The sequence below is a fragment of the Streptomyces fungicidicus genome (genome assembly GCF_003665435.1).
GTDB classification, from domain to species: Bacteria; Actinomycetota; Actinomycetes; order Streptomycetales; family Streptomycetaceae; genus Streptomyces; species Streptomyces fungicidicus.
Genome location: NZ_CP023407.1, coordinates 1,585,618 through 1,599,186 on the forward strand (window position 1 = coordinate 1,585,618; position 13,569 = coordinate 1,599,186).

Sequence of the window (13,569 nt, forward strand, 5' to 3'; positions counted from 1 at the left end):
CGGGGAACTACGGCGCCAGGATGTCCAGTTCCTGGAGGGCGCCCTCGGTGATCTCGCGGGTCAGCCGTTCCGCGCGGGCGGCGTCGCGTTCGCGGACCGCCTCCGCGAGCTGGACGTGCAGGGTGACGGCGGCCGGGTCGGGGTCCTCGAACATCACCTCGTGATGGGTGCGGCCGGCCAGCACCTCGGCGACTACATCGCCGAGCCGGGCGAACATCTCGTTGCCGGAGGCGGTCAGGATCACGCGGTGGAACGCCACGTCGTGCAGGAGATAGCCCTCCAGCCGGTGTCCGCTCGCGTTGGCGACCATGCCGAGGGCGCACTCGGTGAGCTCGGCGCACTGCTCGGGGGTGGCGTTGCGGGCGGCCAGGCCGGCCGCGACCGGCTCGATCGCCGAGCGCAGCACCGTCAGTGAGCGCAGCTGGCGGGGGCGGTCGGCGCCGGCCAGCCGCCAGCGGATGACCTGAGGGTCGTACACGTTCCACTCGCAGGCCGGCAGCACCGTCACGCCGACGCGGCGCCGGGACTGGACCAAGTACATGGACTCCAGCACGCGGACGACCTCCCGCATCACGGAACGCGACACGTCGAAACGCTGTGCGAGCTCGTCGGTGCGGAGGACGCTGCCGGGCGGGTATTCGCCTGCGGTGATCTCGGGGCCGAGGGTGTCCAGTACCCGGCCGTACAGCCCTCGGCCCGTGGTGCTCATGCACTCAGAGTACGGGTCGGGTCACGCCAATAAAAAGTCAGACTTATACGTCACACACTCTTGAAGTTGTCGTACTAATGGGCTTCAGTTACGTCGACATCAGGTGTCGACGAAGACAGCAGACAGTGAGGCAGCGATGAACACCCCCCATGTCGTCGTGGTCATGGGCGTCGCGGGTACCGGCAAGACCACCATCGGTCCCCTGCTCGCGGCCCGGTACGGCGTCCCGTACGCCGAGGCCGACGACTTCCACCCGCCCGCCAACATCGCCAAGATGTCGGCCGGCACCCCCCTCACCGACGACGACCGGTGGCCGTGGCTGGACGCCATCGGCGACTGGGCGCACGGACGGGGCGGACTCGGCGGGGTGGTCAGCTGCTCGGCGCTGAAGCGGTCGTACCGCGACCGGCTGCGGTCCGCCGCGCCCGGCGTCGTCTTCGTGCACCTCACCGGCGACCGCGCCCTCGTCGAGGACCGGATGTCGCACCGCCAGGGCCACTTCATGCCCACGGCACTGCTCGACTCCCAGTTCGCCACGCTCCAGCCCCTGGGGCCGGACGAGGCGGGAGTCGCCGTGGACGTGACGGGCAGCCCCGAGGAGATCACCGAACGGGCGCTCGCCGCCCTGGGGGCCCTCCCGGAGCCGGCCCCGTAGGCCACTGGCCGGAACCACCACCTGCCGGGGCGCCCCACCCCCGGCCCCCCTCCCCGACCCCGTAGAAACAAGGGAACCACCGTGACCAGACTCAGCGTTGAGATGCTGGCAGCGGACGCACCCGAGGCGATCACCTCGGCCGGCCACGCTCAGCTGGGCATCGCCGTCCTGGCGGGCATCGCCGTCATCGTCCTGCTCATCACCAAGTTCAAGCTGCATGCCTTCCTGTCCCTGACCATCGGGTCACTGGCGCTCGGCGCGTTCGCCGGGGCGCCGCTGGACAAGGTGATCACCAGCTTCAGCGCCGGACTCGGCTCGACCGTCGCCGGCGTGGGCGTCCTCATCGCCCTCGGCGCGATCCTCGGCAAGATGCTGGCCGACTCCGGCGGCGCCGACCAGATCGTCGACACGATCCTCGCCAGGGCCAACGGCCGCACGATGCCATGGGCGATGGTGCTGATCGCCTCGGTGATCGGTCTGCCGCTGTTCTTCGAGGTCGGCGTGGTGCTGCTGATCCCGGTGGTGCTGATGGTCGCCAAGCGCGGCAACTACTCCCTGATGCGCATCGGCATCCCGGCGCTCGCCGGTCTGTCCGTGATGCACGGTCTGGTCCCGCCGCACCCCGGCCCGCTGGTCGCGATCGACGCCGTGGACGCCAACCTCGGTGTGACGCTGGCGCTGGGCGTGCTCGTCGCCATACCGACGGTAATCATCGCCGGTCCGCTGTTCTCCAAGTACGCCGCCCGCTGGGTGGACGTCCCGGCGCCCGAGCGGATGATCCCGCAGCGGCCCTCCGAGGAACTGGAGAAGCGTCCCGGCTTCGGTCCGACGCTGGCCACGATCCTGCTGCCGGTCGTGCTGATGCTCGCCAAGGCCCTGGTGGACATCGTCGTCGACGACCCCGAGAACAGCGTGCAGCGCGTGTTCGACGTGGCCGGCTCCCCGCTGATCGCCCTGCTCGCCGCCGTGCTGGTCGGCATCTTCACGCTGGGGATGCCCGCCGGTTTCAGCCGTGAGCGGATCTCGCAGCTGGTTGACAAGGGGCTCGCGCCGATCGCGGGCATCCTGCTGATCGTCGGCGCGGGCGGCGGCTTCAAGCAGACGCTGATCGACACCGGCGTGGGCCAGATGGTCCTGCACATATCCGAGGACTGGTCCATCCCCGCGCTGCTGCTGGCCTGGCTGATCGCGGTGGCGATCCGGCTGGCGACCGGTTCGGCGACCGTGGCGACCGTCTCGGCGGCCGGTCTGGTGGCGCCGCTCGCGGCCGACATGTCGACCACGCACGCGGCCCTGCTGGTGCTGGCGATCGGTGCCGGCTCGCTGTTCTTCAGCCATGTCAACGACGCCGGTTTCTGGCTGGTGAAGGAGTACTTCGGGCTGAGCGTCGGTCAGACGATCAAGACCTGGTCGATCATGGAGACGATCATCTCGGTGGTCGCCGGTGGTCTGGTGCTGCTGCTGTCCCTGATCATCTAGCCGGGATCCCGGGCGCGTACGGCCCACCCGCTTCCCCTCGGGGCGCGGGTGGGCCCTGGTGTGTCAGGGCCGCCACAGCGGGTGTTCGCGCTCCGCCCAGTCGCGGCCCACCGAGCCCGTGCGCATGCCGCGCCGGGCCTCGGGATCCGCCAGGGCCATCCCGATGTGCCCGGCGAGGACGATGCCGACGGTCAGGGCCAGCCAGTCGTGGACGAAGGTCGCGCTGGTGCGCCAGACCAGCGGGGTGAGGGGGGTGAACCACATCAGCAACCCCGTGCCCAGCATCACCAGCGTGGCGCCGGCGATCCAGGCCGCGTAGAGCTTCTGTCCGGCGTTGAACTTGCCGGCCGGACGGGACGAGGGGCGCTTGTCGCGGCGCAGGGCGGCGCGCAGCCAGATCCGGTCGTGCGGCCCGAAGCGGTTCAGCCGGCCGAGGTCGGCGCGGAACGCGCGGGAGGCGAGAGCGGCGAGGACGGGGAGGGGCAGGGCCAGGCCGGACCACTCGTGGACGGTGACGACGAGGGCGCGGCGGCCCACCAGCTGGGCGAGCTGGGGGACGTAGAGGCAGGCGGCCGTGGCCACGCACAGGCCCATCAGCACGGCCGTGGCGTGGTGCGCCCACCGCTGGGGGCGGCCGAAGCGCCGTACCGCGGTGACGGCGGGCCCGGGGTCAGTGCGTGGGCTCATCGTCGCGTCCGTTCGAGCGGCCGACCCAGGCGTCGACGTCGTAGCCGCGTTCCTCCCAGTAGCCGGGTTCGACGTCCTCGGTGACGGTGATGCCGGAGAGCCACTTGGCGGACTTGTAGAAGTACATCGGGGCCACGTAGAGGCGGGCCGGGCCGCCGTGGGCGTGGCCGAGGTCCTCGTCCCGCATGCGCAGCGCGACCAGGACGTCGGGGCGGCGGGCCTGGTCGAGGGTGAGGCTCTCCGAGTAGGCGCCGTCGAAGCAGGTGAAGCGCACCGCCCGGGCCGAGGGGCGCACTCCCGCGGCGTCCAGCAGCCGGGACAGGCGCACCCCTTCGAACGGGGTGTGCGGCACCCGCCAGCCGGTGACGCACTGGACGTCCCGGACCATACGGGTCTGCGGCAGGGCCTTCAGCTCGGGCAGGGTGTAGGTGGCGGGGCGGTCGACGAGGCCGTCGACGGTGAGGCGGTAGGTGGCCGCGGTCCTGCGCGGGACGGACGAGGTGACGGAGTAGTAGCGGAAGCCGCCGCCGTTCGGGAGGAGTCCGGTCAGGCCGGTGGGGTCCTTGTCGGCGGCCCCGGCGAGGAAGGACTCCAGGCCGCGCTGGAGGGAGGGCGCGGTGACCACGCCGAGGGCGCCCAGGCCCAGGGTGCCGAGGAAGACCCGGCGGCCGACGGGTGTGCCTCGCGCGTCCCCCTCGTCAGGGGGAGGCGGCGGCTGTTCGGAGTTCACTCCTCCATTCGAGCACCCGCGTCCCCGTCGGACCAGGGAGCGCGGGTGCCCGTCAGACTTTCGTAAGCGTCTCTCCTACGAGGTGCGCTCGGCCTCCCGCTCCAGCTGGAAGGCCTCGTTGCCGAGCCCGATGCGGGCATGCTTCTCGGGGGCGCGGGAGCGCAGTACGGCGCCCTGGACCAGGCCGACGACCAGGGCCAGCCCGATGATGCCGGGCAGGATCCAGCTCAGCGAGGAGTCGGGGCCCGCGCCGACCAGTACGTCGAAGTCCTTGACGGTGTAGCCCGCGATGACGACCAGGGCGATGCCCGCCAGCGCGGAGGTGACCAGCCGCCAGCTCTGGGCGCCTGCGGCGCCGCGCCGGACGAAGAAGACGACGACGGACAGCGAGGCGATCGCCATCAGCACGATGACGCCGAGGGCGCCGATGTTGCCGCCCCAGGTGAACAGGTGCAGGACCGGGGCGGTCGGGTCGCCGGTCGGCTTGTCGTCGGTGAGGGCGAAGGCGAGGACGAGGACGGCGGCGATGACGGTCTGGAGCAGGGAGCCGGTGCCGGGGGCGCCGCTGGTGCCGGTGGTGCGGCCGAAGGCGGAGGGCAGCAGGCCCTCGCGGCCCATGGCGAAGGCGTACCGGGCGACCACGTTGTGGAAGCTGAGCATGGCCGCGAACATGCCGGTCACGAAGAGGATGTGCAGGACGTCGGTGAAGGTGGAGCCGAGCCGGTCCTCGGTGAGGAAGAACAGCAGTCCCGCGCTCTGTTCCCGGGAGGCGCCGATGATCCCGGAGGGGCCGGTGGCGACGGTGAGCGCCCAGCTGCTGAGGGCGAAGAAGACGGCGACGCCGCTGACCGCGAGGAACATCACCCGGGGCACCAGTACGTGCGGCCTGCTGGTCTCCTCGGCGTAGACGGGGGCCTGCTCGAAGCCGAGGAAGGCCGCGATGCAGAAGCACAGGGCGGTGCCGACGCCGGCGCCGGTGAGGGTGTCCGGGTTGAAGGCGTGCAGGGACAGGCCCTCCTTGCCGGGGTCGGCGACGGCGGCGATGTCGAAGACGACGACGAGCAGCACCTCGATGACGAGCAGGACGCCCAGCACGCGCGCGTTGACGTCGATCTTCAGCCAGCCCAGCGCGCCGACGGCGAGGACGGCGAGGAGCGCCGGTATCCACCAGGCGACCTCGAGGTCGGCGTAGGTGGCGAAGAGGCCCGACACCTCGAAGCCGAAGATGCCGTAGATGCCGACCTGGAGGGAGTTGTAGGCGACCAGCGCGACCAGGGCGGCGCCCGCTCCGGCGGTGCCGCCGAGACCGCGGGAGATGTAGGCGTAGAAGGCGCCCGCGTTGTGGACGTGCCGGCTCATCTCCGCGTAGCCGAGGCTGAACAGGACCAGTACGACGCCGAGCGCCACGAAGAGCAGCGGCTGGCCGACGATGCCCATCACCGCGAATGTGGTGGGCATGACACCCGCGACCACCATGAGGGGGGCGGTCGCGGCGAGGACGGAGAGCAGCAGGCCCCCCGTGCCGAGGCGGTCGGCGCGCAGGGCGCGCTCCTGCCCCTTGAACGTACTGATGCCGTCGGCAGGTGCTCTGCTGGTGCTCGAACTGTCCGTCGTCATCGGAAGGCCGTCCTTGGTCGGTTGTGGTGGTGGCGGGCGGGGGGTGGGGGCTGGGGTCAGGTCGTGCCCAGGGCTGCGGCCCGGGCGGTGCGGAAGACGGTGACGCCGTCCCGGTCGGGGTACGACCAGGGCGCCGGGGTGACGTGCTCGCCGATGCGGTGGAAGAGGGCGGCGGCCTCGGCGCCCCGGCCCTCGCAGACCTTGGCGTGGGCCAGGAAGTTCAGGTCGACCAGGCGGCGCGGGTGGTCCTCGTGCTCCCACTCCAGCCACCAGTCGAAGGCGGCCTTCATCACCTGCCGGGCGCGGCGGCCGACCCAGTGGCCGGAGGCGACCGGGTCGGCGGGTTCGTGTCCGGCGGCGGCCAGGGCGCGGTAGCGCTCGGCGTGCGCGATGACCGGCAGGATCGCCAGCGGGGAGTCGGCCGGCGCCTGCTCGGCGGCCCAGTTGGCGAAGTCGTACACCTCGTGCAGCGGGTCGGGGCCCGCCTCCACACGGCGCTCGGCGAGCCAGGCGACCACGAGGTGGTGGGCGTGGTGGTGGTCCGCGTACCGGGTGCGGACCTGTTCGAAGATCCGGACCACGTCACCCTCGGCCCCCTCGGCGCACTCCAGCAGGAGCAGTCCGAGCCAGGGGGTGGGGTCGGCGGGCACCAGGTCCGCAGCCTCGATGCAGGTGTCGCGGACGCGGGCGGGCTTCTCCTTGCCGCCCAGCGCGCGCCGCACCTGGGCCAGGGCGAGCAGCACCGAGGCGTCACCGGAGTCGGGTTCGGCGAGCAGCCACTCGCGGGCCCAGGCGGCGCTGTACGACTCCCGGGCGAGCACCGTGACGCGGTGTCCCCGGCGGTCCCAGTCCTCCCCCGTGCGGACCAGCAGTGAGCGGGTGTCCTGCCAGCGGCCCTGCGCCAGCGCGGCCCGCGCGGCGACGAGTTCGGCATCGTCGAGAGCCTCGTCGAAGGCCTGTGCCGCGCGTTTGCGGGCACGGCCGAGGGGAGGCGGGGGTGGGGGCACCGCGGGACTTCCTCACGCGCTTTCTCTTGTGGTCGTCCGCTCACGGCAGGTGGTCGGTACGGCAGTGGTCGACTGCCGATTGCCATGAACTGATCACTCACAGCAAACCGCCCGTCAGCGGATCACGTCAAGGGCAACCTTCGTGTTACACGCGTCAACCACGGTCACGAAAGGGCGACTTGCGACACGCGGGGCCGACAGGCCGTCCGGAGCGCGCGACGGGCGGCTCCCTCCGCTGCCCCGGCGCGGGGCGGCCGCTGATTGGATGGCCCGATGAGCGCTGACGAGATCATCGACATCGTCGACGAGGACGACCGCGTCATCGGGACGTCCCCGCGCGGTGAGGCCTACGCCCGGGGACTGCGCCACCGCTGCGTCTTCGTCCTGGTCCGGGACGCCGGGGACCGGATCTTCGTCCACCGCCGCACGCCGGGCAAGCAGGTCTTCCCCTCCCTGTACGACATGTTCGTCGGCGGGGTCGTCGGCGCGGGCGAGGGCTACGACGCGGCGGCGCTGCGGGAGGCCGAGGAGGAGCTGGGCGTGACCGGGCTGCCGCGCCCCGAGCGCCTCTTCAGGTTCCTGTACGACGACGGCGCGGGCCGCACCTGGTGGTCGGCGGTGTACGAGGTCCGCTGCGACCTGCCGGTACGGCCGCAGCCCGAGGAGGTGGCCTGGGGTGACTTCCTGCCGGAGGCCGAACTGGAACGGCGGCTGGACGAGTGGGAGTGGGTGCCGGACGGGCTGGCCGCGTACGCGCGGCTCCGGACGTACCGGTCGGGCGGGTCCCGGGGCTGAGAAGTAGGGTCGCGGCGTGAGCGAGTTCGTACGGAACGTTCGGTTGTGGTTCGTGCCCGGTGAGGTGCGGGGGGAGGGCGACACGCCCGACTACCGGTTCTCGCTGGCGAACGAGCGGACGTTCCTCGCCTGGCTGCGTACCGCGCTCGCGCTGATCGGCGGCGGGTTCGCCGTGGACCAGTTCCTGCCGGACCTGCGCTGGGGGTGGCGGGTCGGGCTGGCGCTGGCCCTGCTGGGCGCCGGGGTGCTGTGCGCGCTGCGGGCGGTCAACCACTGGGTGCGGTGCGAGCGGGCGATGCGGCGCGGGGAGGATCTCCCGGTGTCCCGGTTCCCGGCGGTGCTGAGCCTCGTGGTGGCGGTGGTGGCGGTGGCGATGGTCGTCGTCGTGCTGTTCGGGTGGGCCGGATGAGCGGGACGGCGGAGCGGGATCCGGGGCTGCAGCCGGAGCGGACGCGGCTGGCGTGGCGGCGTACGACGCTGTCGGCGACCGTCGTGACCGTGCTCGCCCTGAGGACGGCGCTGGGGGGCGGGGCGTCGGTGGTGGCGGTCGTCGCGTGCGCGCTGTGCTGTGTGTGCTGGTTCCTGTTTCTGCGGGTCGCCCACCGGCGGATCCGGGGGCTGGCGGGGGTGAGTGTGCCGGGGGCACTTGTTCCGGGGTACGCGGTGGTGGCGGCGATCTGTGCGGTGGGCATGGCGGGGTGGGGGGCGGTGCTGGTGGGGGTGGGGTGAGTTTGCCTCGCTCCCGCCCGCCTGAAGCGCCGGGCGGGCTCAGTGGGACACCGTCACCACGATCTTGCCGCGGGTTCGGCCCTCCTGGCTGAGGCGGTGGGCTTCCGCCGCCTGTTCGAGGGGGAAGGTCTTCGAGACGTGGATCTTCACCGTGCCCTGGGCCGCCAGGTCGGAGAGGTGCTGGAGGTCCTGGGGGTCGGGGCGGACGAACCAGTAGTGGCCGCCGTAGGCAACCACCTCGGGATCGGTGATCGAGGCCAGCCGTCCCTCGGGGGCGAGCAGATTGGCGGAGACCTTGAGGGCGTCGCCGCCCACCGAGTCGAACGCCGCGTCCACGCCCTCGGGAGCCAGTCCCCGCACCCGCTCGGCCAGGCCCTCGCCGTAACTCACCGGCTCCCCGCCCAGACCGCGCACGAAGTCGTGGTTGCCCTCGCTCGCCGTGCCGATGACCCGGGCGCCGAGGTGGACGGCGAGCTGGACCGCGATGGATCCCACGCCGCCGGCCGCGGCGTGCACCAGGACCGTCTCGCCCCGTTTGACCTCGAGCACCCGGTGCAGCACCTGGTACGCGGTGAGCCCCGCGAGGGGAAGGCCGGCCGCCTCCTCGAAGGACAGGCCGCGCGGCTTGCGCGCGAGGGTGCGCACCGGGGCGGCCACGTACTCGGCGAAGGTCCCCCGGGAGAGGACGTCCTCGCGGACGTAGCCGATGACCTCGTCGCCCGCGGCGAACTCCGGTACGGCGGGTCCCGGCCGGACCACCACGCCCGAGACGTCCCAGCCGGGGATCACCGGGAACACCGGCTGCAGGATCTGGTCGAGGTGGCCCCCTCGGCACTTCCAGTCGACCGGATTGACGGCCGCCGCGCGCACCTCCACCAGCACCGAGTCGGGCCCGACCCGGGGGTCGTCGGCCTCCCCGAGTTCGAGTACCTCCGGGCCGCCGTACCGTGCGTACCTGATCGCCTTCATGGGTCCGACCCTCAGGGTTCCGGCCGCGCCGTGCAAGCCGAACGGCTCGACATACGCCCATCGCGTGGCCGGCGGACGAACGGCGGGCGCGGCTTGCGCCTATCGTGGCCCCGATCACGTTCGGCCGCCGCTCTGGACGGCATACCGACCGGTCGGCATCATGTGCGGGTACCCTTCACCTGCCCGTAGGAGCGACGATGAGCCCCGATCACCCGCCCGGACTCGACCTCGACCGGCTGCGCGGCCTGCTCGAACGGGAGCGGCCCGGCCTGGTGAACGGCCCGCTGTCCGGCCGGCTGATCGAGGGCGGCAGGTCGAACCTCACCTACGCGGTCTCCGACGGTGACGCGAAGTGGGTGGTACGCAGGCCTCCGCTCGGCCATGTGCTGGCCACCGCGCACGACATGAGGCGCGAGCACCGGGTGATCAGCGCGCTGCACCCGACCGCCGTCCCGGTGCCGCCCACCGTGCTGCTGTGCGAGGACGAGGACGTGCTCGGGGCGCCCTTCTACGTGATGGAGTTCGTCGAGGGCACCCCGTACCGGACGGCCGGCCAGCTGGCCCCGCTCGGTCCCGGGCGCACCCGGGACGCCGTGCTGAATCTGGTGGACACGCTGGTCGAGCTGCACGCGGTGGACGCCGCCGAGGTCGGTCTCGCCGACTTCGGCCGCCCCGAGGGCTTCCTGGACCGGCAGCTGCGGCGCTGGGGCAAGCAGCTGGACGCCTCCCGCAACCGGGAGCTGGCCGGCATCGACGAGCTGCACGCCGCGCTCGGACGCGAACTGCCCGTCTCCCCCGCGCCCTCCGTCGTGCACGGCGACTACCGCCTCGACAACGTGCTGATCGGGGAGAACGACGAGATCACGGCCGTCCTCGACTGGGAGATGTCCACGCTCGGCGATCCGCTGACCGACCTCGGGCTGCTGGTGATGTACAGCATGCCGCTGGGCACGCCGGACTCCCCCGTCTCCACGACCGCCGAGGCCCCCGGGCACCCGACGCCGGGCGAGCTGATCGAGCGGTACGCCGCGCGGTCGGGGCGCGATGTCTCCGCGGTGTCCTGGTACACCGCGTTCGCCTGGTTCAAGCTCGCCGTGATCCTGGAGGGCATCCACTACCGCTACACCCTGGGCCAGACGGTCGGACGCGGCTTCGACCGCATCGGCGACCTGGTCCCGGTCTTCATCGAGCACGGTCTGACCACTCTCCAGGAAGGCTGACCCGACATGGACTTCGCGTTCGACGCGCGCACCGAGGAGCTGCGCGGCAGGCTGCTCGCCTTCATGGACGAGTACGTGTACCCGGCCGAGGCGGTCGTCCACGAGCAGCGTGCCGGCCTGGACTCGCCCTGGCGCAACGTGCCCGTGGTGGAGGAGCTGAAGGCGGAGGCCCGCCGGCAGGGGCTGTGGAACCTGTTCCTGCCCGACTCCGAGTACGGCGCCGGCCTCACCAACCTCCAGTACGCCCCGCTCGCCGAGATCATGGGCCGCTCCCCGCAGATCGCGCCGACCGTCACCAACTGCGCGGCGCCCGACACCGGGAACATGGAGGTGCTGGCGCAGTTCGGCGACGAGGCGCAGAAGAAGCAGTGGCTCCGGCCGCTGCTGGCCGGTGAGATCCGCTCGGCGTTCGCGATGACCGAGCCGGAGGTGGCCTCCTCGGACGCCACCAACATCACCACGCACATCGAGCGGGACGGCGACGAGTACGTCGTCACGGGCCGCAAGTGGTACATCTCCGGGGCCATGCACCCGGACTGCGCCGTCTTCATCGTGATGGGCAAGACCGACCCGGACGGGGCGGACATCCGCCGCCAGCAGTCCATGGTGCTCGTCCCGCGCGACACCCCGGGCGTCACGATCACCCGCGCGATGCAGGTGTTCGGCTACGAGGACCACTACCACGGCGGGCACGCCGAGGTGGTCTTCGACCGCGCGCGCGTGCCGGTGTCGCATCTGATCGGCGAGGAGGGCGGCGGCTTCGCCATCGCGCAGGCCCGGCTCGGTCCCGGCCGGATCCACCACTGCATGCGGCTGATCGGCATGGCCGAGCGGGCCATCGAGCTGATGTGCCGCCGTGCGGTGTCGCGGGACGCCTTCGGCAAGGCGCTGGCGCGGCAGGGCGTGGTGCAGAACTGGATCGCCGACGCCCGCGTGGCGGTCGAGCAGCTGCGGCTGCTGGTGCTGAAGACGGCCTGGATGATGGACACCGTCGGCAACAGGGGCGCCCACACGGAGATCCAGGCCATCAAGATCGCCACCCCGCGCACGGTCGTCGGCATCCTCGACCGGGCGATCCAGCTCCACGGCGCCGGCGGGGTCAGCCAGGACTTCCCGCTGGCGGAGCTGTACGCCGGCGCCCGCACGCTGATGCTCGCCGACGGTCCCGACGAGGTGCACCAGCGGTCGCTGGCCCGGCGGGAGCTGAAGAAGTACCTGTAGAACCCGCTAATAGCCGCCGGACGGTGTGTGGTCCGCCAGCGCCAGCGCCCGGAGGAAGTCGCACAGGCGCAGGAGCCGGCGGGCCAGCAGCCGGGGAACGGCGGGGGCGTCGGGGGCGTAGGCGGTGGTCCACAGGGCCGGCAGGAGATCCATGCCCTCAGCATGGGGACGGCCCCGACCAGCGGTCCAACAGATGGTTTCGCTGGCACCGATCTCTAGAATGGATGGATGGAGATCCGTCAGCTCCGTCACTTCATGGCGGTCGTCACCGAGGGCGGCTTCACCGCCGCCGCCCGCTCCGAACTGATCGTGCAGTCCGCGCTCAGCACCTCGATCCGCAACCTGGAACGGGAGCTGGGCGCCGATCTGTTCGACCGCACCGGCCGCCGGGTCGTCCTCACCGAGGCGGGGCGCGCGCTGCTGCCGCAGGCGCGGGCGCTGCTGGCCGGGGCGCGGTCCGCGCGGGAGGCGGTGGCCGCCGTGGCCGGGCTGCACACCGGCCGGGTGGCGATCGGCACCATCCAGACGCTGACCTGCGTCGATCTGCCCGGCGAACTGGCCGTCTTCCACCGGGAGTTCCCCGGCGTGCAGGTCTCCGTGCGGGACGCGACGGTGGACGAGCTGACCGCGGCGCTGCGGGCGGGCGAGCTGGACCTGGCGTATCTCGCGCCGGACGCGCGGGAACTGCCGGAGGGGCTGACCGTGCACGCGACCTGGCACGAGGAGCTGGTGCTGATCACCGCGCCGGGGCATCCGCTGGCCGCGGCCGGGCGGACGCTGATCAGCGACCTGGCCGAGGAGCCGTTCGTGGACTTCCGCGCGGGGACCGGCCTGGAGACGGCCGTGCGGCGGCTGGCCGCCCACTGCGGGCTGCGTCGCCGCATCACCTGTGACGTCACCCAGGCCGGGCTGCTGGTGGAGCTGGTGCGGGCCGGTATCGGGGTGGCGTTCGTGCCCCGGCCGATCGGTGAGCGGGCGGGACTGCCGTGCGTCACGGTGCGGCAGCCGGACCCGGGGCGCACGGTGGTGCTGGCCGGGCGCGGGCCCCGGCCGCGCAACCCTGCGGCGGCGGCCCTCCTCGACCGTCTGACGGGCCGCGGGGAGACCGTCAGGGACGCAGCGCCCGCAGCAGCAGGTCGGCCAGGTGATCGGCGACCTCCTGAGGGCTGAGCGGACCGTCGGGGCGGTACCAGGTCGACAGGTGGTGCACCGAGCCGAAGTGGTAGTCGACCACCAGGTCGGCCGGGGTCGCCGTGGAGAACACGCCCTCCCGCTGGCCCTCCTCGATCAGCGCGCGGAAGCGTTCGTGGTAGCGGCGGCGCTCGGCGCGCACCTGCTTGTTCTTCTCCGGGCCGAGGTGGTGCATGGACCGGAAGAAGATCGACGCGTCGTCGAGGTTCTCGATCGTGGTGACGACGACGTCGGCCGCCGCGCCGCGCAGCCGCTTCTCGATCGGCTCGTCGGCCCCCGCGAAGTGGTCGAGGCGTTCCTGCTGGAGGCGCAGCACACGGGCGTACACCTCGTGCAGCAGATCGTCCTTGGAGCCGAAGTAGTGGTAGAGCGCCCCCTTGGTGACGCCGGCCGCCTCGACGATCTCCTGCACCGAGGTGCGGTCGTAGCCCTGCTCGGCGAAGAGCCGGGTGGCGGCGGCCAGCAGCCGCTGCGGCACAGGAGTCCCGTCACCGTCCGTCGTCCTGGGCACTGCGGCCACCCGCCTTTCCGTGTCGCTTTCGGTTCTCGTCGGTCGGGGA

The 13,569-nt window shown here is 72.3% G+C and carries 16 protein-coding genes; 8 read left to right on the forward strand and 8 right to left on the reverse strand.

Features of this window, described 5'->3' with window-relative positions; genetic code table 11:
- Positions 1-7: 7 nt before the first annotated feature.
- The gene (locus tag CNQ36_RS07140) at positions 8-709 is read right to left on the reverse strand and encodes a FadR/GntR family transcriptional regulator (RefSeq protein WP_121545361.1); all 702 of its coding nucleotides are present in this window, start codon (positions 707-709) and stop codon (positions 8-10) included.
- A 136-nt stretch (positions 710-845) separates the two neighbouring features.
- Between CNQ36_RS07140 and CNQ36_RS07145 the strand changes: the two genes are divergently transcribed.
- Positions 846-1,364, forward strand: a complete 519-nt coding sequence (locus tag CNQ36_RS07145) for a gluconokinase (protein WP_121545362.1) — start codon at positions 846-848, stop codon at positions 1,362-1,364.
- Between the two features lie 81 nt (positions 1,365-1,445).
- Entirely contained in the window at positions 1,446-2,843 is a 1,398-nt protein-coding gene (locus CNQ36_RS07150) for a GntT/GntP/DsdX family permease (RefSeq protein WP_121545363.1), read from the forward strand.
- A gap of 63 nt (positions 2,844-2,906) precedes the next feature.
- On the opposite strand, the gene CNQ36_RS07155 is transcribed toward CNQ36_RS07150, so the two are convergent.
- The 4 genes from CNQ36_RS07155 to CNQ36_RS07170 form a co-directional block, all read right to left on the reverse strand.
- Positions 2,907-3,530 carry a cytochrome b/b6 domain-containing protein gene (locus CNQ36_RS07155; protein WP_121545364.1) on the reverse strand — a complete coding sequence of 208 codons (624 nt, stop codon included), beginning with the start codon at positions 3,528-3,530 and terminating at the stop codon, positions 2,907-2,909.
- The gene (locus tag CNQ36_RS07160) at positions 3,514-4,260 is read right to left on the reverse strand and encodes a molybdopterin-dependent oxidoreductase (RefSeq protein ID WP_121545365.1); all 747 of its coding nucleotides are present in this window, start codon (positions 4,258-4,260) and stop codon (positions 3,514-3,516) included. Before CNQ36_RS07160 ends, CNQ36_RS07155 begins: the two co-directional genes overlap by 17 nt.
- Positions 4,261-4,335: 75 nt before the next feature.
- The gene (locus CNQ36_RS07165; RefSeq protein WP_121545366.1) at positions 4,336-5,877 is read right to left on the reverse strand and encodes an APC family permease; all 1,542 of its coding nucleotides are present in this window, start codon (positions 5,875-5,877) and stop codon (positions 4,336-4,338) included.
- A 56-nt stretch (positions 5,878-5,933) separates the two neighbouring features.
- Positions 5,934-6,884, reverse strand: a complete 951-nt coding sequence (locus CNQ36_RS07170; protein ID WP_121545367.1) for a hypothetical protein — start codon at positions 6,882-6,884, stop codon at positions 5,934-5,936.
- Positions 6,885-7,157: 273 nt separating this feature from the next.
- Between CNQ36_RS07170 and CNQ36_RS07175 the strand changes: the two genes are divergently transcribed.
- Genes CNQ36_RS07175 through CNQ36_RS07185 form a run of 3 tightly spaced genes read left to right on the forward strand, consistent with a single transcriptional unit; the run spans position 7,158 to position 8,408 of the window.
- Positions 7,158-7,679: an NUDIX domain-containing protein gene (locus tag CNQ36_RS07175; RefSeq protein WP_121545368.1), complete on the forward strand. Its 522-nt coding sequence runs from the start codon at positions 7,158-7,160 to the stop codon at positions 7,677-7,679.
- A gap of 16 nt (positions 7,680-7,695) precedes the next feature.
- Positions 7,696-8,088, forward strand: coding sequence for a YidH family protein (locus tag CNQ36_RS07180; RefSeq protein WP_121545369.1), 393 nt, complete (start codon positions 7,696-7,698; stop codon positions 8,086-8,088).
- A complete protein-coding gene (locus CNQ36_RS07185; RefSeq protein WP_121545370.1) occupies positions 8,085-8,408 on the forward strand; it encodes a DUF202 domain-containing protein in 324 nt (107 codons plus the stop codon). Before CNQ36_RS07180 ends, CNQ36_RS07185 begins: the two co-directional genes overlap by 4 nt.
- A gap of 39 nt (positions 8,409-8,447) precedes the next feature.
- Here CNQ36_RS07185 and CNQ36_RS07190 read toward each other — a convergent pair whose 3' ends face one another.
- Entirely contained in the window at positions 8,448-9,377 is a 930-nt protein-coding gene (locus tag CNQ36_RS07190) for an NADP-dependent oxidoreductase (RefSeq protein WP_121545371.1), read from the reverse strand.
- A 197-nt stretch (positions 9,378-9,574) separates the two neighbouring features.
- Between CNQ36_RS07190 and CNQ36_RS07195 the strand changes: the two genes are divergently transcribed.
- Both CNQ36_RS07195 and CNQ36_RS07200 read left to right on the forward strand, forming a co-directional pair.
- Positions 9,575-10,597, forward strand: a complete 1,023-nt coding sequence (locus CNQ36_RS07195) for a phosphotransferase family protein (RefSeq protein ID WP_121545372.1) — start codon at positions 9,575-9,577, stop codon at positions 10,595-10,597.
- Between the two features lie 6 nt (positions 10,598-10,603).
- Positions 10,604-11,818, forward strand: coding sequence for an acyl-CoA dehydrogenase family protein (locus CNQ36_RS07200; RefSeq protein ID WP_004933334.1), 1,215 nt, complete (start codon positions 10,604-10,606; stop codon positions 11,816-11,818).
- 6 nt (positions 11,819-11,824) lie between these two features.
- On the opposite strand, the gene CNQ36_RS34615 is transcribed toward CNQ36_RS07200, so the two are convergent.
- Positions 11,825-11,971: a hypothetical protein gene (locus tag CNQ36_RS34615; protein ID WP_163013211.1), complete on the reverse strand. Its 147-nt coding sequence runs from the start codon at positions 11,969-11,971 to the stop codon at positions 11,825-11,827.
- Positions 11,972-12,046: 75 nt separating this feature from the next.
- Here CNQ36_RS34615 and CNQ36_RS07205 point away from each other — a divergent pair, with 75 nt between their 5' ends.
- Complete coding sequence (locus CNQ36_RS07205; protein WP_121545373.1) at positions 12,047-12,988, forward strand: LysR family transcriptional regulator; 942 nt, start codon at positions 12,047-12,049, stop codon at positions 12,986-12,988.
- On the opposite strand, the gene CNQ36_RS07210 is transcribed toward CNQ36_RS07205, so the two are convergent.
- Positions 12,927-13,520, reverse strand: a complete 594-nt coding sequence (locus tag CNQ36_RS07210; RefSeq protein ID WP_040908814.1) for a TetR/AcrR family transcriptional regulator — start codon at positions 13,518-13,520, stop codon at positions 12,927-12,929. The two genes, CNQ36_RS07205 and CNQ36_RS07210, sit on opposite strands and share 62 nt — an antisense overlap.
- Positions 13,521-13,569 lie beyond the last annotated feature (49 nt).